Here is an 18,974-nt window from a genome sequence, read left to right as displayed (position 1 = left end):
CGCATGAGTAAAATCACAGTTCAAGCTGTTTCCAAATCCTATTCCGGTGTGGATCTTTTTTCCGGACTGTCCATGGAAGTGCACGCCGGCACCCGTTTGGCCTTGGTCGGTCCCAATGGATGCGGCAAGTCCACCCTGTTGAAAATCATGGCCGGGGAAGTGTCGCCGGACAGTGGCAAGGTGACCATTCCCAAGGGCACGCAGATTGGATTCGTCCATCAGGAATTGGGCGGGGCCGATCTGGAAAAAACGTTGGAGGATTTCGTCCTCGAGGTTTTGCCGTCCTGGACCGAATTCTGGCATGAATGGCGCGCGGCCTTGGATGCCGGAGACGACGGTGCCCTGATTCGTCTGGCCCGCCGACAGGAGGAGTTGGAGCATCAATACGGCTACAATCCCGAGCACCGGGCCCAGGCTATTCTGGGTGGCCTGGGTTTTTCCGAATCCACATTCCCGCGCCCCGTGGGCGAATTGAGCGGCGGGTGGCGGGAGCGGGCCAAGCTGGCCCGGGTTCTGGTCGCGGGCGCCGATATTTTGTTTTTGGACGAGCCCACCAACCATCTTGATTTGGAAGCCGTGGAGTGGCTCGAGGACTATGTTCGCGCCTTTACTGGCGTGCTCGTCTTTGTCGCCCATGACCGCTATTTCCTGGACCATGCCGCCAACAAGATCTTGTTTTTGGGTGGGGAAAAGCCCGTCCTGCGCGACGGAAATTTTTCCCAATTCGTGCAGTGGAACGCCGAACGGAGCGAGCAGGCGCGGCGTCAGGCCGAGAAGCTGCGGACCGAGATCGGCAAGAAGCAGGCTTTCGTCGATCGGTTTCGCTATAAAGCGACCAAGGCGCGGCAGGCGCAGAGCCGCTTGGGGCAGATCGACAAACTGCAGAACGAGCTGGAAACCCTGACTTCCGAAAGCCGTTCCCGCACCCTGTCCTTCACGTGGCCCGAGCCCGAGCGCGGCAATCAGACCGTGCTCTCGGCCGTGAACCTGTCCTTTTCCTTCGCCGACGCCCCGCTTTTTTCAGGCCTTGATTTTCATATCTACCGTGGTCAGAAGATTGGCTTGGTCGGCCCCAATGGCCGGGGCAAATCAACCCTCATCAAGCTCATCACCGGCAGCCTGGCTCCGACCCAGGGCAAGGTCGCCTTGGGTTCGAGCATCTCCACCGGGTACTTCAGCCAACACCAGACCGACATCCTGCGGCCGGCCTTCACGGTCATGTCCGAAATCAGGCGCCTGGCCTCGCCATCCAGTTCGGATTTTCAGCTCAAGTCCGTGCTGGGGTTGTTCATGCTCGGCGAGTCCTACTGGGAAAAAAAGGTCGAGGATTTAAGTGGCGGCGAAAAAAACAGGTTGGTGCTGTGCTCCCTGTTTTTGAGTCGGGCCAATTTTTTGATCATGGACGAGCCGACCAACCACCTGGACATGGAAAGCCGGGAGGCATTGGTCGATGCCCTGTGCGCATATACCGGGACCATGCTCGTGATCGCGCACGATCGCTATCTGCTGTCCGAGGTCGTGGACGAGATTTGGGAACTGCATCCGGACCGGATCGAGATGCACCACTACGGATTCGATGAATATCACGCCCACAAAAAGGCCCAGGAGGCGGCACGGGAGGCCAGGAAGCCCGAGACGGCCAAGGGCGTTCGCCAGGACCTCAAACAGAAGAAGCGGGAAGAGGCCGAGGCCCGCAATCGCATGCATCGCCAGGCCAAACCCCTGCGCGCCAAGTACGAAAAGCTGGAGGCGGAGCTGGAAGCCAATTTGCTCGAACAGGACGCCCTGGAGGCGATCCTGGCCGACCCGGCCACCTATGAGGACGTCACGGCGTCGCGTGAAGCGGGGCTGCGGTTCAGCCAGCTTCAGAACCGGGCCGAGGAGCTGATGTCCGATCTGGCCTATCTGGAAAAGGAACTCCAAGACATGGAAGGGCGGTGCTGACCGGGGCGTGGCAAACTGGCTGGTGTCTTGCCGCGACATGGCGCCGTGTCCTTGAAAATAATGTGGTGGCGCGAAATTTTGGCGAGGATGGGGGGCTAACTGCCCTTGACCTAGCGCCCAATAGCGCGGGTTGGCTGTTTTCCCTCTGGAAAATACGGGCAACAAAAGTTATGAGCTCCGTGATCGGAGCCCACGTCATGTCCTGGGTTTGGTGGATCGCCAGCGGCTGACGAGGCGCGAGGCTCTGTTTGGGTGGTTTTGGTCGGGATTTTTTCGTGTGTTCGTCTTGGACGAAGCGGACTTGGTGGTGCCCACGCTTTGGGATAAGACCATGCCGTGCCCCGGGTCGACCCGTGATCTCTATTTTTGGAGGAAGCCCAATGTCTGTTTTTTTGTACAAAGCCAAAGCCCGCAGTGGCCGAACGATCAAGGGCGACCTGGACGCCCCCACGTTGGAATTTGCCGAAAGCATTCTCCGCCGCAAGGGCTACACGGATCTCCGCGTCAAGCCAAAGCCCAAGGATCTGCTGGAGGGAACGTTTTTGGAGGGAGGGGTTTCGTCGCGGGACATGGTTGTTTTCAGCCGCCAATTCGCGACCATGATCAATGCCGGCGTTCCTATCTTGCAGGCATTGCAGATCATGTGCGAGCAGACGGAAAACCAAAAATTGCGGCGCAAGCTTTACTCCATCCGGAACGACATCGAGGGCGGCAGCTCGCTTTTCGATGGACTGAAAAAGCATCCGGATATTTTCGATGCCCTGTATACCAACATGGTCAACGCTGGCGAAACTGGTGGTATCCTGGACACGGTCTTGCTGCGGTTGGCCGAGTACATCGAGAAGGCCGCCAAGCTCAAGGCCAAGATCAAGGGCGCCATGATCTATCCGGGCGTGGTCGTGACCGTGGCCGTGGGCGTCATCGCGGTCATTCTGATCTTCGTCATCCCGACCTTCGAACAGATGTTCCGGGAATCCGGCGGGGCACTGCCGGCCCCAACCCAGTTCGTCATTGGCCTGAGTAATTTCGTGACCCAGAATTTTTTGTTGCTTGTTGCTGGGATCATAGCTTTTTTCGTGGGTTTTAAGTTTTTCTACAAATGGGAACGGGGCAAGATCCTGGTGGACCGCTGGGTGCTCTTTTTGCCCGTGTTTGGCCCCTTGCTGCGCAAGGCGGCCGTGGCCAAGTTCAGCCGAACCCTTTCGACCATGGTTTCCAGCGGCGTCCCCATCCTGAACGCCTTGGATATTGTTTCGCGCACATCCGGTAACAAAACCGTCGAGCTTGGTGTTTTGGACGCCAAAAGGTCCATCGCCGAGGGGCAAAGTCTGGCCGATCCCTTGGAGGAAACCGGGGTTTTCCCGCCCATGGTCATCCACATGATTTCCATCGGAGAAACCACCGGCGCTCTGGATTCCATGTTGTCCAAGATCGCCGATTTCTATGACGACGAGGTGGACGTGGCCGTGGACGCCCTGACCTCCCTCATCGAGCCGATCATGATCGTTTTTCTGGGCGTGGTCGTTGGTGGACTGGTCGTCAGTATGTATCTGCCCATATTCTCCATTGCGGATACCGTGGCGTAACATTTCGAGGAGATATCGTGCGTATCATCGATTTGATCCAGCGGCGGAAACCATTTTTGTCGCTGGAATTTTTTCCTCCCAAGGATCGGGTCCAATGGCCCGCGTTTTTTGACGTCGTCCGCCAGCTCAAGGGCCTGGCGCCGCTTTTTTGTTCCGTGACCTATGGCGCCGGTGGCGGCACCCAGCACAACACCCTGGAAGTCGTGACCCGCATGAAGCAGGAGTATGGTCTGGAGCCGTTGACCCACCTAACCTGTGTCGGGGCCGATGCCGGCCGGATTCGTTCCTTTCTGGACAATGCCCGGGAGGGCGGCGTGGAAAATGTCCTCGCCCTGCGGGGAGACCCGCCGCGCGGAGCCGACGCGTTCGTGCCGGACAGCGAGGCGTTCCGGCATGGCAATGATCTGGTTTCGTTCATCCACGACGCGTATCCCCAGCTGTGCATCGGTGTTGCCGGCTACCCCGAAACGCATCCGGAAGCCCCCTCGGCCGAGGTTGATCTGGGCAATCTGAAGCGCAAGGTCGATGCCGGGGCGGACTTTGTCATCACCCAGCTTTTTTTCGACAACGATCTGTATTTTGATTTCGTGGACAGGGCCAGGGCCCTGGGCATCACGGTTCCAATCATACCCGGCGTGCTTCCGGTGGCCAATTTGGGCGCGTTGAAGCGCATGTTGTCCTTTTGCGGAGCCAGCGTCCCCGACGACTACATGCGGGACTTGGAACACGTTCATGCCGCGTATGGGGACAGCGGGGTGCGCGGTCTGGGCCTTGGCCATGCCAAGAACCAGATCCGAAATCTGCTTGACCGGGGAGCTCCTGGCGTGCATCTGTACACTCTCAACAAAGCCGATACCTGCCTGGAAATTTGGAAGGAATTCGGAGACCGGGTTGGGGGCGAGTAACTTTTTGGAGGCGATAATGACACAGCAACCAGTCGTGGCAGTAGTGGGCGCAACGGGCGCCGTGGGTCGGGAAATGCTTGATACCCTGGTCCGCAGAAATTTTCCCCATTCCGAGGTTCGGGCCCTGGCCTCGTCCAGGTCGGCCGGGACCACGGTGGAGTTTGGCGGCCGTACCTTGACCGTGCGGGAGCTCACCGAGGATTCCTTCGCCGGCGTCGACTTGGCGCTCTTTTCCGCTGGCGGCTCGACCTCCGAGAAATTCGCTCCGTGCGCGGCCAAGGCCGGGTGCGTGGTCGTGGACAATTCCAGCGCGTGGCGCATGGACCCGGGCGTGCCCCTGGTCGTTCCCGAGGTCAATCCCGACGACCTGTCCTGGCACAAGGGCATTATCGCCAACCCCAACTGTTCCACCATTCAAATGGTCGTGGCCTTGAAGCCCTTGCACGACGCGGCCCGGATCAAGCGCATCGTGGTTTCCACCTATCAGGCGGTGTCTGGCACGGGGCAAAAAGCCATCGTCGAGCTGGAGACCCAGGTGCGTCAGCTTTTCAATGGTCAGGACGCCTCATGCGCTGTTTATCCGCACCGCATCGCCTTCAATTGCCTGCCGCAGATCGATGTCTTCCTGGACAACGAATACACCAAGGAAGAAATGAAGATGGTCCACGAGACCAAAAAGATCATGGGCGACGACAGCATCCGGGTCACGGCGACCACGGTCCGCGTGCCGGTTTTTTACGGGCACAGTGAAAGCGTGAATATCGAGACCGAGAAGAAGCTGACCTCCAAGGAAGCCAGGGCCATTTTGTCCCAGGCGCCAGGAGTGCGCGTCCTGGATAACCCGAGCGAAAAAATTTACCCCATGCCCATCCTGGCGGCGGGCGAGGATGACACCTTTGTTGGACGTATCCGCGAGGATGACACCATCGAGAACGGACTGAACCTGTTCGTCGTGGCCGACAACATCCGCAAGGGCGCGGCCCTCAACGCCGTCCAGATTGCCGAGGTCCTGCTGCAGCGGAATTTGTTGCGCGTCCCCTAGCATCCTCCTCGCGTTTCGCGTATCCTACACGCCCCGGTCCGGAAACGGTCTGGGGCGTGCTTCGTCAGAATTTCGCATCATGGTTATTTGCTGGAGCTCGTCATGGCTAAACTGGAAACAGAGCAGTATTTCGTGGATCGCTTGCTGGGCTCTCCCCGGCCTGGCGAGGAAAACATTTTGGCCTTTTATGACCACGGCATGGACGCCATCTTCACCAACCCACGGCTCATGGTCATTCCTTTGGACGATCATCTGGTCCATCGAGGGGACGGTGTTTTTGAAGCCCTGCGTTTTGAAAACCGGGCAATTTACCAACTCGATGAACACCTGGGCCGCTTGACGCGTTCCGCCGGGGCCATTGGATTGATCCCGCCAGTGGACGTGGATGTCCTTCGGTCCCTGGTTTTCGAGGTGTGTCAGGCCAGTCGGGCCGCCGAGGGAAATGTGCTGATTTTTTGCGGGCGCGGTCCAGGCGGGTTCACCCTGGATTACCGGGAATGCCCCCGGTCCAGCCTGTATATCGTGGCCAAACGATTTGCCCGCAAGCCGGATTCGTTCTGGACGCAAGGTGTCAGTGCCATGCGGACCAGCATTCCCGCCAAGCAGGGATGGATGTCCCAGATCAAGAGTGTCAACTATTTGCCCAACGTGCTCATGAAAAAGGACGCCATCGAGCACGACGCGGATTATCCGCTGTGTTTTGACGCCGATGATTGTCTGGCCGAGGGGTCCACGGAGAATGTGGTCTTGGTCGATGCGGCCGGGATTTTCGTTGTTCCCGAACTGAGAAACGCGCTGACCGGCACGACCTTGGCCCGGGCCATGGACCTCATGCGGGCGCGCATGGTTGTCGCGACCCGACCGGTGCCGGAAGAAGAATTGTATGGATGCCGGGAGATTATCTTGCTTGGGACAAGCATCGATGCCGTGGGGGTGGTCCGGTATAACGGGCGTGTCGTTGGCGATGGACAACCAGGCCCCGTGGCAGGCCAGTTGCGCGAACTGCTGGTGGCCGACAGAGGGGCCCGGGCCACGAGGTTTTGATGGCGACCCAGGTCGACACGGTTTTCCGAATTCCGCCTTTTCGAGTCCTTCATGTCGATTTGGGCATGGAATACCGGGGCGGGCAACGCCAGGTTTTGTATCTGGCACGCGAGCAGCTGCGCGCGGGCATGGATGTTCGCGTGGCAAGCCCCAAGGGCGCTCCCATCCTGGACATGGCCGGGCGAATGGGGATTCCGGTCGTGATTCTTCCCGCGCGGTACGATTTCGACCCGCGCAACATCTTCTGTCTGGCGCGGGCGTGCGGTGGCAGCGATACCATCCTTCACACCCATGACGCGCGTGGCGCATCCCTGGGCGCGTTGGTTTCGCTGGCGCGGTGGCGGGTTTGCCTAGTGCACACCCGCCGGGTCAGCTATTCCCTGGGCCAGGGCTGGAGTCGGTGGAAATATCGGCGCGGTCATTGCGTGGTCTGTGTCAGCCGCGAGGTCGAGGACGTGGTTCGTGGGGCGGGAGTTGCCCGGACCAGGGTCATTGCCAGCACGATCCCCTTGGAACGCTACACGCCGCGTGGCCACGAAAATGGCGGCCGAATCGGGGTCATTGGCGCCTTGTCGCCCCAAAAGGGGCATGCCCAGTTTTTTGCCGCCTTGGCGCGGCTGGAAAAAATTCCAGAAGTGTGGGTGGTCGGCGCCGGCGAGCTGGAATCCGGATTACGCGCCCAGGCCAGTCAACTTGGCCTGGACGGGCACATCGTCTGGAAAGGACATGTCGAGAGTTTTCAGGTTTTGCCCTTTTTGGACATTCTCGTTGTCCCGTCGGCTCATGGCGAGGGCTCCAGCGGGGTGATCAAGGAAGGATGGGTGTCCCAGGTCCCTGTTGTTTGTTCGGATTTGCCCGCCAATGAAGAGTTGGTTCAGAACGAAGTTAATGGATTGGTGTTTCGAAATGGAGATGTTGCACATCTTGCCGCGCAGATTGAACGTTTGCGCAAGGAACCAGCCTTGGTGAAGACCCTTGTGGCCCAAGGCTGTAAAGATGTCGAATTGTACGCACCAGCGCGCATGCATGAATTGTATGTTCATGCCTATGTTGCGTTTTGCGATTACGGGTGCAAGAAGAATAATAAATTCGTGGGCCAGTCATGAAGCATATTTTTAGCGAAAGAAGTACGGATATTCTCAATTTTATCAATCAAAGCATTGTTATTATCGCGAATTACAAAATTTTATATCATAATAATTGTTTTGCGCAGCTGGCTGGTAACTGTGGTCGCGGCTTGCGTGGCATGCATTTTTTCGAATTTGTCATGGACAATGACCGTAACAAGGTCTGTAAATATTTGTCGTCGATCAAGGAAAGCGGCACGTTTTGCGTGAGCAATGTTTTTGAGTTCAACTTTATCAATTGTGATGACAAGGAATATGTCCTTGAGTTGAGCGGGAAAAAAATAGAGTACGACGGTCAGCCCGCGATCCTGTGCTCTTTGAATGACATCACGGAAAAGCTGAAAAAAACCAGGGAGCTTCGTCGGGTCATGGATTCGATCCCCGAAGTGATCATTGCTTTTGACCGCCACCACCGGAAAATTGTGTCCGCCAACAGCGCCACCGAGGGAATTTATGGCATTCCGGCGGAGCAGTTCGAGCAGAACCTTTTTCATCCGATTGATCTCGTCGTGCCCGAGGACCAAGAACGGGTCAAAGCCTTCTACTATGGCTTGGTTGATTTGGAGTACGAAAAGATCGAGTACCGCATCGTGACCGCCGCCGGTGAAACCAAGTGGGTTCGGGACGAAGGCGAGGTGATCTACAAGGAACATGGGCACGGCAAGATTCAGCAGGTCTACCATTTTATCAAGGACATCACGGAGCGGAAGCAGGACGTTGAAATGTTGCGCATCAGCGAGCGCAAATACCGAAGAATTTTCGAGCACTCAACCGATCCGATTTTCGTGGCCACGGCCGATGGAAAATTCATCGATATCAACGACGCGGCCATCCGCCTGTTGGGTTTCGCCGACAAGGCCGACGCGTTGTCCGCCAATGCCTCGGACTATTTTTGTGATCCTCGTGAGCGGGACGTGATGATTGAAAAAATTTGGGCCGACGGCAGCATCACCGACTATCCCGTCAAAATCCGGACGTTTTCGGGCGGCGTGATTGAAGTCATGATAACGGCCGGATGCAAGAAAAATTCACGCACCGGTCGTTTTGAAACCTACCAGGCCATCATCCATGACACACGGCATATTATCGAACGCACGGAATTGGAGACATACCGCCGGACCCTGGGTGGTATTTCGGATCGCCTCAATAATCTGATCCAGGTCCAGGTCATGCATTACGGACTGATTCACGATTACATGGGCAGCATTGAAACCTGTGCGGATGACTCTCAAAAAGTCAAATATTTGGACAAGATCCTCGAGGTTATCGCGGATTCCGAAAATATCGTGTCCGAATTGAAGCAGCTGGGAGGAGCGGTCCGTAAAATTTATCACAAGCCCGAACCGCCCAAGCCCGTTTCGGATGGAATCGGGGGCATTCTTTTCGATCTGAAGTTCAGGTAGATGTGGCCCGGTCAAAACGTGGGTGTCGCATCCTTGGACAAGCATTGTTTTTTTGTGCATAAGGCCGTAATGCCAGGATAAAAGAGGCATGGGGCCGAGCGGAACCAACGTTCCGGACCGTGCCAATGTCCTGACCGCCCCGCGTTTGGTATGTTCGTGGCGGTGGCGGTACGGGTCGTTCAGGAACGAAGCGGCAATGCGCGAAGACGCCGGATGGTGGGCGTCGCAATTTAACCAGCTCGGGCGTGTTGGTGGGCCCGGGGGAGTGAATGATGAATAAAAGTGAGCTTATTCAGTCTCTTGCCGACAAAATCAAGGTTTCAAACGATGAAGCGGCGGGAATTGTCGATACCTTTTTCGACTCCATGCGGGACGCCCTGCTCCGTGGCGATCGGGTTGAAATCAGGGGCTTTGGGAGCTTCAAGATCAAACAATACGAGGGATATGTCGGCCGCAATCCAAAAACGGGTGAGTCCGTGCAGGTCAAGCCGAAAAAAATGCCGTTTTTCAAGGCGGGCAAGGGCCTTCTGGACTATCTCAATAGCTAGCCCGCTGTTGACAGCGCCTGGGTTCGGCGCCATTGCTCGCGGCAAGCTTGAGGCGGGGAGGGCTGGATGTTCCGGCGCGAAGGCCGTCACATGGGGTTTTCAAAAGTGCAAACAGTAATTCAGCGTGTCGCTGCGGTGCACGACCTGTCCGGGTTTGGAGGAGGGTCCCTGTCCGCGGTCATCCCGATTCTTTCGGTGATGGGCATCCAGGTTTGCACCTTGCCGACCGCCATTTTGTCGACCCACACCGGGGGCTTCACCGATTTCCATTTTCGCGACTTGACCGAGGACATGCCGCTTATCGTGGCGCATTGGCGACGCTTGAAACTGTCGTTTGCCGGTATTTATTCTGGTTTTCTCGGGTCGCCCACCCAGATTGGCATCGTGAAGGAGCTGATTCGGGATTTCTCCCAGGGCAGTCCCTTGATTGTTGTCGATCCAGTCCTGGGTGACGACGGGATGCTCTACGAGACCATGACCTCGGACATGGTCCTGGAAATGCGGCGCCTGGTGGCCTGCGCCGACGTGATCACGCCCAACATCACCGAGGCGGCCTTTTTGCTCGGCGCGGCTCCTGTTTCGTCCATCGCCATGGCCGAGCTCAAGCAGTGGGTGCGCGGATTGGCGGATATGGGCCCACGGTGCGTCATTATCACCAGCGTGCCCGAGGACGAGGGCCGGGGCACTTCGGTCATCGCCCTTGACCGATCGACCGGACGCTTCTGGAAGGTCTCCTGCCCATATATTCCCGCCCACTACCCCGGCACGGGCGATATTTTCGCCAGCGTGATCACGGGGTCCCTGTTGCAGGGCGATTCCCTGCCCCTGTCTCTGGACCGGGCCGTGCAATTCGTGTCCATGGCCATCCGGGCGACTTTTGGATACGATTTTCCGGAACGGGATGGCGTTTTTTTGGAACGCGTTCTCCCTAGTCTGAACGCCCCGGTTTCCCTGAGCAGCTACGAACTCATATGAAATCCATGTCCGCCGCTTTCAACACCTCCGGTAATTCCTTGGGCCACGTTCTCCGTGGTCCGTGGCAAGGCGCCGTCACCTGGAGTTTGCCATGTTGAAATCAATTTCGGCCTTGCCCGCCCTCCTTGGGGAAAAGGTTACGCAACTGGCTGGAACTGTCGGATTGTGGGCCATCTTTTCCTGTTCGAGCTTGGCGCATGTTTTTTCCCTCAGGAACATGCTTCCGAAAATTCTGTATAATATTCACTTTATTGGATTCAAATCGCTCAACATTATTGTCCTGGTGGCATTTTTCACCGGGATGGTTCTGGGCCTGCAGGGCTATTACACCCTGATCAAATTCAGCGCCGAGGGCATGCTCGGCGTGGCCGTGGCCTTGTCCTTGGTCCGGGAACTCGGCCCGGTTCTGACGGCCATCATGCTCATTGGTCGCGCCGGTTCGAGCATTACCGCGGAAATCGGCATCATGCGCATCTCCGAGCAGATCGACGCCCTGGCCACGATGAACATCGACCCGGTCCGATATCTGGTCACGCCCAAGATGATCGCCGCGTTTATCTGTTTTCCCTTGTTGACAGCGGTGTTTGATTGCGTGGGGATTCTTGGCGGCTATTTTTCCTCCGTGCTGCTCAGTTCCCGTTCCGGGATTTTTTTCAGCAAGATACAATCAAGCCTGCTGCTTTCCGACATCACCGGCGGGTTTATCAAGTCCGTGGTGTTTTCCTTTATCGTGATCAGCATCACGTGTTTTTGCGGCTATTACACGCATTTGAATCAAGGCAGCGCTGGCGCCCAGGGCGTCAGTAATTCCACGACATCGGCCGTGGTGCAGTCGTGTGTATATGTATTGATCGCCGACTACGTCATAACCTCGTTTTTGATGTGAGCCATGTCAACGCCACTTATTCAACTGCAACATATCTCCAAGGCCTTTGGCTCCCGTGTCGTGCTGGATGGCGTCTCTCTTGATATCGAGAAGAATGCCATCACGGCCATTATCGGCAAAAGTGGTGTCGGCAAGAGTGTTCTTGTCAAGCACATCATCGGTCTGATCGAACCGGACGCGGGGGAAATCATTTTTGACGGGGTTTCGTATTCCGCCATCACGCGCAAGGAGTTTTCGAAGATCAAGGACAGATGCAGCTATATGTTCCAGCATAACGCCCTGTTCGATTCCTTGACGGTTTTCGAGAATATCGCCCTGCCGTTGCGGGAAAAATCCGCGTTCAAGGAGCAGGAAATCCGGGACAAGGTCGCCTTCCGGATCGACCAGCTGGATCTGGGCGAGGTGGCCGGCATCTATCCAAAGCAGATTTCCGGTGGAATGCAGAAGCGCGTCGCCTTGGCCCGGGCCCTGATCACCGAGCCGGAAATCATTTTTTTTGACGAGCCGACCACGGGCCTGGATCCCATTCGGAAAAATTCCGTTTTTTCCATGATCCATCATTATCATCAGCGTTTGAATTTCACAGCCGTGATCATTACGCACGATGTTCCGGACATTTTTTACATCGCCCACCGGGTGCATATCCTTGACGAGGGAAAAATCGTGTTTTCCGGAACGCCCATCGAACTGGAGCAATCCAATCATCCGGCCTTGTATTTGTACACCCACGGGCAGGATTTGCTCGTGGATGATATTACCGGCCTTCGGAGCAGGCTGGCTCTTTCGGAAAAATTCACGGAATTGCTGTCAACACTGGATCCCGCCTCTCCCCGGTACTGTTTCGCGCTGCGTATCAGGGGCTTGCACGAGATGATTGATTTTCGGGGAAATCTTTTCGCCCACGGACTCATCCAGGATGTGGCGCGTTTTTTGGGTTCCTTGGATGACGCGGCGATTTTTACCGGGGCCTATTCCAGGGGTGTTTTTTTGATTTTTGCCCGTATCGAGGACAAGGCCGCGGTATTGGCCTTGGTTCATGAGCTCAAAGCGTATTTTGGCCAAGGAGTCGCTCAGTCCACTTTTCGCGAGAACGATCTCGCCTTGGAAATCGGTTGCTCGCCCATGGCCAAGGACGATGACATGCACGCCCTTGTGCGGAAAACCCTGAACACGGCAAAACAATTGGCGTAATCATGAAGAATAGTTCCCTTCAAACCACGGTCGGCGTTTTTGTGATCATCGGCTTGGCCTGCGTGGCGTACCTGACCCTGACCCTGGCCAGCACGACTCTTTTTTCACGGGGGCAATATCACCTGACGGCCAAGTTTTCAGCCGTGAATGGCCTTCGTGTCGGAAGCAACGTCGAAATTTCGGGTGTATACGTGGGCAAGGTGGCCCGTATTGACCTCGATCAGCAGTTGTATCAGGCCGAAGTGACCATGCAAATTCAAGACGAGGTCGCGGTCCCTTCGGATTCGACGGCCTCGGTCAAGACCAGCGGCCTGATCGGAGACAAGTACATCAGCATTACCCCCGGGGGGAGCGACGAAATTCTCGCCCATAACGGTGTGATCATGGATACGCAGGCCGCGGTTGATATCGAGGACCTCATCTCAAAATATGTCTTTGGAAGTGTGAACAAATGAAGTTTTTTGCCCTGATATTCTTGTTGCCGACCCTGGCTTTCGCCTCGCCCTCGACTCCGACGGCGTATATTCAGGCCAATGTTGACGCCGTCATCACCATCCTCGCCGAAACCCAGGGGGATTCTCCGGCCATGCGCGAGGCCCAGGCCCGGCGACTGTCAACCCTGGTCGATGATTTTTTTGACTCCGAAGAGCTCTCCCGACGGGCACTGGGACAGTATTGGCGTCTTTTTTCGCCGGAACAGCGGGTGGAGTTCGAAGGCTTGTTTTTAAAATTGATCAAACAGGTTTATTTGCGGAAATCCATCGCCTATAACAACGAGCAGGTCACCGTTGATCAGGAAATCATGAAGTCCGACGAATGGGCCGAGGTTTTTTCGACCATTGTCGGGGCCAATGTACGCACCAAGTTGATTTATTACCTCAAAAAGCGCGACTCGGCCTGGAAGGTGTATGATGTATCCGTGGAAAACGTCAGTTTTGTTAAGAATTATCGCTCCCAATTCCAGGGAATTTTGCAGAACAACCCACCCGCGCACCTGATTTCCATATTGAGGGAGAAAACCAATGAGTAACCGATTGTTTTGCGTGGTTTTTCTGGTGCTGAGTCTGGCCCTGTGTGGCGCGGGATGCGCGAAAAAGGTGGCGTCTTCGGCCGGAGGGATGAACCCGCCGGCCTCGGATGGTGCCGAGAATGGCGGCCCGGATGAATCATCCACGGATGATTTCGCGCCAAGTGATACCCGCGTCCATCCGGATTCCCTGGAAAAACTCAATCGCAAGGTATTTTCCTTCAACGACGTCCTCATTTCGTATGTCTTTACCCCGGTGCACACGGTTTACGCCGGTTTTTTTCCTCCGGACATGCGCAATGGGTTTTCGAATTTTTATCGCAACATCGCCTTTCCCATACGTTTCGTGAACGCCCTGCTTCAGTTTAAGTTTGACAAGATGTTCAAGGAAACCGCGTCGTTCGTCTTGAATACAACCTTCGGCTCGGCCGGTTTCTTCAATGTGACCAAAAACATGGCCAGCCTCCAGTCCTCGCCCGAGGATTTCGGGCAGACCCTGGCCTTTTACGGCGTGGGATCCGGAACGTATGTCGTCCTGCCCTTGCTCGGGCCGTCCTCGGTGCGCGACACCGTTGGCCTGGTCGCGGACTCGTTGCTCTACCCCCTGACCTGGGTTCAGCCGGACACGACCAAATACGCCTTCACGGCCCACGACAAGACGAACACGATTTCGGCCAATATGAAGACCTATCAGGACATCAAGGCGGAGTCCCTTGATCACTATACCAGCATGAAGGACGTGTATTTTCAGTATCGACAAGGGTTGGAGGCGGAATAACGACGGGATTTTGTCCGTTGGCGCCACGCTTGACCCCTGGGAGCGGATGAACTAGTACCCAAAAAGTCATTTCGAGATGTAGTCAGAGCTTTGCTTGTCTGGGCCAGGATAAGCAAAGCCTCTTTTTTATTGGCCAACCGTTTTCATGAATAAAGGATAGCGATGAGCAGGATTCCCATTTCAGTTGATGGCTTCAAGCGTTTGGAAAAGGAATTGGAAGAACTCAAGAAGGAGCGACCGGCCATCATCCAGGCCATCAAGGAGGCCCGAGAGGAAGGCGACCTGCGCGAGAATGCGGGCTACGACGCGGCCAGGGAGCGCCAAGGTCTTTTGGAAGCCCGCATCAGCCACATTGAGTCCCGGATGATCCAATTCGACATCATCGACATCGATACCTTGCACAGCGACAAGGTCGTTTTCGGCGCCACGGTGACCATGGAGGACATGGAAACCGGAGAGCGCAAAACGTATACGTTGTTGGGCCCGGACGAGGCCGACCACACCAAGGGGACGATTTCCATCGCATCGCCAGTGGGCAAGGCCCTGCTCGGGAAGAGCGAAGGGGACGAAATCTCCGTGCAGGTGCCACGTGGCCGGGTGGATTACGAGATTGTTGCTGTGAATTTTCATGGAACGGCCGGCTTGAAATAGGCCTGCCTTGTCCGCGCGGTCATGGCCTCCCCGGGATATCCCCCGGGGAGGCTTTTTCATTTCCAGGGGCCGGGGACGTGGCGACGGGATTTTCGGATGTCCCTCGCGGCCTGCGCGATGCCCCGTCAGGCCCCTGGCAGAATTTTGTCCAAGAGCGGCAGCGCCTGAGACATGAAGGCGGTCAGGCGCTTGGCGCCGTCCGTTTCGGCTTCGTCCGGACCCAATGGCGTGATGAGGCGGACCAGGGCTCCATCGGTGCGGCGCTCCGTCAGAGCCCCAAGCAAGGTGTGAATTTTGAGCTCCACCCCGTTGGTCAGGAATCGGCCGCGCACCGGAAACCAGAAATAGGCCAGCATGCGTTGTCCAGACTGTTCGAGCAGGCTGCGGTTGACGCGCACGGGACCATATCCCGGCACATTGACTTCCTCGGAACCTGTTCGCTCGAAAGACCAGCCGCCGCCGCGCAGACAGGTTTCCGGCGAGTGGATGGATTCTCCCTTGCTCTGCGACTCGTACCACGCGACATAAAAATCCACGGTCCGTCCACTGGGGTCGCGGTAATCGATCTGGACGTAATCCGTGAAATGTAGGGCCGTGATGAATTTGGCTTCGAGAGCTGTTTTTCGACCAGTCCATTCGCCCAGAACGGTCGGAAATTCATCCAGGTTGCCCGCTTTGGGCATGATCCGTGGCGACATATCGCGGTAGCGCAAAAAACCAAACACCATCGGCAGCAGGAGCAGGCCAACGCCCAGGCGCGGAAGCAGGGAAGATGTCGGACTGGCCGGGCCGCACTGATAACTGCGTGGCGGGGTCGTGGGCAGACCGCGCGTGGTCAGCAGGCGCATGAATCCCAACAAAACGAGGGTGGAGATGACGAACATGATCCAGCCCATCAGGTCGTGGGCCGAGCCCTCGGCGAAGCGTGGCCCATGGGCGCGGGTCAAAATCCCGGTCACGCCGATGCGCAATCCGTTCATGGCGATGGCCAGGGGCAGGGTCGAGGCCATGAGCAGAGCCCGTTTCCACCATTTTTCCCGGAAATAGTAGGTCAGGATCATGCCGACGATAATGAGCGGGATGAGAAAACGCAGGCCTGAGCATGCCGCCACGACTTCAAGTTGCGTGAATCCAAGGTCAATGACGTTTCCCTCCCGAAAGGCCGGAATGCCCAGGATGTGCAAGACATCCACTCCCAGCCGGGTGGACAGGAGCTGCATGCCCAGAGTCAGGCGGCCATACAGGTAGTTTGGGGGCGGAAAGGCGGTCAGCAGGAAGCAGACGGGAAAAAGGATGACCGAGAGCTTGCGCCAGCCCAGGATCGTCCAGCAGAGTCCGAACAAGGCCAGCCAGAAGGACAGATACAGGGACAGAAATTCCCCACCCAATTCGCCCAGCAGAAGGAAGAATACGGCCCCCAGGAAGGCCAGGATGCCGCCCCAGGAAGGACGGGATGGCAGTCGGGCCAAATCCGTTGAGCGTTCCCAAATCAAATAAAGGCTGACAAGAGGGACGAGGTAGCAGTAATCGAAGTCCGTTCGTTGCCAGTCGTGAGCCACCAGCCGCCATAGGGCGGAATGGTATACTCCCGCCAAAACAACAAACCCAGTCCCCCAGCCCAGCCAATTGATACGCGGCATACACGCTCCTTGTGTTCCTATTTGACATTCATCGCCAACTCCCATGCATGGGGTCAAGCCTTTTGGATGCCCCACGGCCGGAGTGTTGCCCGTGGGCTGGACAATTTTTCAAGATGAAATAGCGTGCCGCCTGTGTTCCCGGCTCAAGGCGTTTTGGACGATGTTTTTTTCGCAAGGAATAGGGACCACGACTCGGTGCGTGGGCCGGTCCGCGAGGGATGACGTGGCTGCCTCCTTGGTGAAGGCGGCTGGCGTACATTTTGTTCTGGACGGAGGTTTTGATTCTCGTGCATGCACTGATCGCGCGAGAAATCGAAAAATCAAGTGCAACCGTTTTTCAGGCGGGACGATGCGATGATGCGGTGCTTTGGAATTTTTTTCATCCTTTTGTATCTTGGCGGCTGTGCCACGGTCACCACGCTGTACACATCCGAGCCGCAGGGCGCCGCTGTCTATCATGATCGCCAGTTTTTGGGCCATGCGCCATTTTGCATGGAGTACACGTTTTCGGATCAGGACAAAGCGCGCGGCCACATGATTTTGACCGGATATCGCGCCGTGTGGGCGAGCGGAGCCGAAGAGCGGGTGGACAGGATCCTTGTGGACCCGGCCCATGGCCGTGAGCAGAATTTTACGTTTTTTCGGCCCAGCGTACCGGGCCGCGACATTGATGTGGCCCATGCCGTAAAACTCATGCGCATGCGGCAGCGGGCGGAATTCGAGGAAGAGCGCCTGGAGCAGGAACAGCGCGAACATCGGGACTGGATGCGGATGGAACAGATGCGCCTCGACGAGCTGCGCCGGCAGAGGCGGGACACGGACCGTGATTGATCCGATGAAAGCGTTGTTTTGGTCCTTGGTCGACCGCATTACAAGCTGGCCCGACACTAAATTTGTGGATGATTCCTGGGCGATGCAGTTTACAGCCCGAGTCTTTTGGCCAGGAGTCGGGCCGCGTACCGGGGATGTTACCGGGACGTCGCCAGGGAAGTGTGGCAGTTGTTTGTGGGGATGGATGGCGCTATGAAACGCGGCAACCGCAGGCATTGGGCGACTGATGCGTTTTTAAGGTCGTACCAAGGGTCTTTTTTGAGTGCAAAGTGAATGAAATTGGCATCTTGTTGGTCTCAGAGACCCAAGCACAGGCAGGAGCAGTCATGGAACGAATGATCCGTTTGCATATCGAGCAGTTGCCAGGGGGAATGTATCTGGCAACGTCGGATGAGGTACAGGGGCTTGTGGCTCAAGGCCGAACAATCGCCGAGACATTGGATATTGCTCGCGACGTGGCCAGACGGCTGCTCGAAGCGCAGGCTGAATACAGCGTGTCAAGCTGTGAGCAGCCACGCATCCAACGCGCGTTCGATCTTCAGATTGTCGTTGGTTGTTGAGATGGGGCGGCTTTCCGGATTTCGATATCGCGAGATTATTCGCCGACTTCGTGCGTTGGGCTTTTGTTTTGACCGCCAAGCGGCCGGAAGCCATGAAATCTGGTATAATGCAGAGACGCAAAAATTTACAACGATCCCCAATCATCCAGGTGAAATGCCGGAGGGGACACTTCGAGCGATCCTGAAACAGGCAGGAGTTGATCCGGATGCGTTTCTTTCAGTTTGATGAATGCTGAGTTTGAGATGGGATATCCGCAACGATTTTTTGAGCCCGGCAATGTGTGGCATCTGACTGCCCGCTGCCACAATCGGGACTTTCTTTTGGGTCAGGTCTTGTACCGCAAACTGTTCGTGGATGTGCTTTTTGAAAACCAGGCCCGCTACCGGGTGCCGGTGCTCAACTTCACGGTCACATGCAACCATGTTCATTTGCTTGTGGTTAGCCCAGCAGACAGGAACGCGATACCTAGGATGATGCGGGACTTGGGTTCAAAGGTGGCTGCTACCTACAACAAGAAGACCGACCGCAAGGGGAGCTTCTGGGAGCGTCGCTATCATGCCACGGCGGTGGAGAGCGGCGAACATCTGGTGCGGTGCTCGCTGTACATTGACACCAACATGATCCGGGCCGGAGTGGCTAGGCATCCTTCACAGTGGAAGCATGGTGGTTTCCAGGAGATCGTGAAGCCCAAGCAGCGCTACAGGACCGTGAATCTGTCCGAGCTGTCCAGGCTGGCGGGCATGCCGGATGATCCGGATTTCCCGAAGCATTATGCAGGCTGGGTGGAGAACGTGGTCAGGCGCGGGCATCTGTGCCGTGATGATGTCTGGACAGC

20 protein-coding genes are annotated in these 18,974 nt (G+C 56.6%); 19 read left to right on the top strand and 1 reads right to left on the bottom strand.

Features of this window, described 5'->3' with window-relative positions; all coding sequences use genetic code 11:
• The first annotated feature begins 3 nt into the window (after positions 1–3).
• The 15 genes from EOL86_01280 (at position 4) to greA (ending at position 15,107) form a co-directional block, all read left to right on the top strand.
• Positions 4–1,944, top strand: a complete 1,941-nt coding sequence (locus tag EOL86_01280; GenBank protein ID NCD24214.1) for an ABC transporter ATP-binding protein — start codon at positions 4–6, stop codon at positions 1,942–1,944.
• Positions 1,945–2,324: 380 nt separating this feature from the next.
• Positions 2,325–3,530, top strand: coding sequence for a type II secretion system F family protein (locus EOL86_01275; protein ID NCD24213.1), 1,206 nt, complete (start codon positions 2,325–2,327; stop codon positions 3,528–3,530).
• Positions 3,531–3,547: 17 nt separating this feature from the next.
• Positions 3,548–4,435 carry a methylenetetrahydrofolate reductase [NAD(P)H] gene (gene metF / locus EOL86_01270; GenBank protein NCD24212.1) on the top strand — a complete coding sequence of 296 codons (888 nt, stop codon included), beginning with the start codon at positions 3,548–3,550 and terminating at the stop codon, positions 4,433–4,435.
• A 13-nt stretch (positions 4,436–4,448) separates the two neighbouring features.
• Positions 4,449–5,477 carry an aspartate-semialdehyde dehydrogenase gene (locus EOL86_01265; protein ID NCD24211.1) on the top strand — a complete coding sequence of 343 codons (1,029 nt, stop codon included), beginning with the start codon at positions 4,449–4,451 and terminating at the stop codon, positions 5,475–5,477.
• Positions 5,478–5,579: 102 nt separating this feature from the next.
• On the top strand, positions 5,580–6,521 hold the full coding sequence (locus EOL86_01260; GenBank protein ID NCD24210.1) for an aminodeoxychorismate lyase: 942 nt from the start codon (positions 5,580–5,582) through the stop codon (positions 6,519–6,521).
• Positions 6,521–7,627 (top strand): glycosyltransferase, encoded by a 1,107-nt coding sequence (locus tag EOL86_01255; GenBank protein NCD24209.1) that lies wholly within the window; start codon positions 6,521–6,523, stop codon positions 7,625–7,627. Before EOL86_01260 ends, EOL86_01255 begins: the two co-directional genes overlap by 1 nt.
• The gene (locus tag EOL86_01250) at positions 7,624–9,051 is read left to right on the top strand and encodes a PAS domain S-box protein (GenBank protein ID NCD24208.1); all 1,428 of its coding nucleotides are present in this window, start codon (positions 7,624–7,626) and stop codon (positions 9,049–9,051) included. The genes EOL86_01255 and EOL86_01250 overlap by 4 nt, the downstream gene beginning before the upstream one ends.
• A gap of 272 nt (positions 9,052–9,323) precedes the next feature.
• The gene (locus tag EOL86_01245; protein ID NCD24207.1) at positions 9,324–9,599 is read left to right on the top strand and encodes an integration host factor subunit beta; all 276 of its coding nucleotides are present in this window, start codon (positions 9,324–9,326) and stop codon (positions 9,597–9,599) included.
• Positions 9,600–9,704: 105 nt separating this feature from the next.
• Complete coding sequence (locus EOL86_01240) at positions 9,705–10,574, top strand: pyridoxamine kinase (protein ID NCD24206.1); 870 nt, start codon at positions 9,705–9,707, stop codon at positions 10,572–10,574.
• Positions 10,575–10,665: 91 nt separating this feature from the next.
• On the top strand, positions 10,666–11,460 hold the full coding sequence (locus tag EOL86_01235) for an ABC transporter permease (protein ID NCD24205.1): 795 nt from the start codon (positions 10,666–10,668) through the stop codon (positions 11,458–11,460).
• Positions 11,461–11,463: 3 nt separating this feature from the next.
• The gene (locus EOL86_01230) at positions 11,464–12,651 is read left to right on the top strand and encodes an ATP-binding cassette domain-containing protein (GenBank protein ID NCD24204.1); all 1,188 of its coding nucleotides are present in this window, start codon (positions 11,464–11,466) and stop codon (positions 12,649–12,651) included.
• Positions 12,652–12,653: 2 nt separating this feature from the next.
• Positions 12,654–13,106, top strand: a complete 453-nt coding sequence (gene mlaD, locus EOL86_01225; GenBank protein NCD24203.1) for an outer membrane lipid asymmetry maintenance protein MlaD — start codon at positions 12,654–12,656, stop codon at positions 13,104–13,106.
• Positions 13,103–13,681 (top strand): ABC transporter substrate-binding protein, encoded by a 579-nt coding sequence (locus EOL86_01220; protein NCD24202.1) that lies wholly within the window; start codon positions 13,103–13,105, stop codon positions 13,679–13,681. The genes mlaD and EOL86_01220 overlap by 4 nt, the downstream gene beginning before the upstream one ends.
• Positions 13,674–14,456 (top strand): VacJ family lipoprotein, encoded by a 783-nt coding sequence (locus EOL86_01215; protein NCD24201.1) that lies wholly within the window; start codon positions 13,674–13,676, stop codon positions 14,454–14,456. Before EOL86_01220 ends, EOL86_01215 begins: the two co-directional genes overlap by 8 nt.
• Before the next feature lie 162 nt (positions 14,457–14,618).
• Entirely contained in the window at positions 14,619–15,107 is a 489-nt protein-coding gene (gene greA / locus EOL86_01210) for a transcription elongation factor GreA (GenBank protein ID NCD24200.1), read from the top strand.
• Between the two features lie 125 nt (positions 15,108–15,232).
• Here greA and xrtD read toward each other — a convergent pair whose 3' ends face one another.
• Positions 15,233–16,792, bottom strand: a complete 1,560-nt coding sequence (gene xrtD / locus EOL86_01205) for a VPLPA-CTERM-specific exosortase XrtD (GenBank protein ID NCD24199.1) — start codon at positions 16,790–16,792, stop codon at positions 15,233–15,235.
• Positions 16,793–17,101: 309 nt separating this feature from the next.
• Here xrtD and EOL86_01200 point away from each other — a divergent pair, with 309 nt between their 5' ends.
• The 4 genes from EOL86_01200 to EOL86_01185 all read left to right on the top strand — a co-directional run.
• Entirely contained in the window at positions 17,102–17,578 is a 477-nt protein-coding gene (locus tag EOL86_01200; GenBank protein ID NCD24198.1) for a hypothetical protein, read from the top strand.
• 326 nt (positions 17,579–17,904) lie between these two features.
• Entirely contained in the window at positions 17,905–18,138 is a 234-nt protein-coding gene (locus tag EOL86_01195) for a DUF1902 domain-containing protein (GenBank protein ID NCD24197.1), read from the top strand.
• A gap of 1 nt (position 18,139) precedes the next feature.
• On the top strand, positions 18,140–18,364 hold the full coding sequence (locus tag EOL86_01190) for a type II toxin-antitoxin system HicA family toxin (protein ID NCD24196.1): 225 nt from the start codon (positions 18,140–18,142) through the stop codon (positions 18,362–18,364).
• On the top strand, positions 18,364–18,974 hold a 611-nt coding region (locus EOL86_01185), incomplete at its 3' end, for a transposase (protein ID NCD24195.1). The genes EOL86_01190 and EOL86_01185, both read left to right, overlap by 1 nt.

It is taken from the genome of Deltaproteobacteria bacterium (assembly GCA_009930495.1).
Classification (GTDB): Bacteria; Desulfobacterota; Desulfovibrionia; order Desulfovibrionales; family Desulfomicrobiaceae; genus Desulfomicrobium.
Note: the sequence above shows the minus strand (reverse complement) of the source record. Positions and strands in the feature narration are given on the sequence as shown.